Source organism: Nocardia amamiensis, assembly GCF_015477605.1.
Lineage (GTDB): Bacteria > Actinomycetota > Actinomycetes > Mycobacteriales > Mycobacteriaceae > Nocardia > Nocardia amamiensis_A.
The window spans coordinates 1-258 of record NZ_JADLQX010000318.1 but is presented as its reverse complement, the minus strand read 5'-3'; the positions used below and the strand labels follow the sequence as shown (position 1 = coordinate 258).

Genomic DNA, 258 nt, shown 5'->3' with positions numbered 1-258 from the left:
GGAACGGGTGCCGCTGTCGCTGGCGCAGCAGCGCATGTGGTTCATCAACCAGTTCGACCCGACCGTGCCGACCTACAACCTGCCGTTCGTGGTGCGGATGCGCGGCCAGGTGGATCTGGACGCGCTGGCTTCGGCGCTGCTGGATGTGATCGAGCGCCAGCAGTCGCTGCGCACGATCTTCCCCGAGTCCGGCGACGGCGGCTACCAGCAGGTGGTTCCGGTCGACCAGGTCGATCTCGGCATCGCGGTGCAGCCGAT

At 67.4% G+C, this 258-nt stretch carries 1 protein-coding gene; it reads left to right on the top strand.

The window, feature by feature from the left end; translation table 11 throughout:
* Positions 1 to 258 (top strand): condensation domain-containing protein (locus IU459_RS40655; protein WP_195134357.1); only part of this gene is annotated, 258 nt, incomplete at both ends.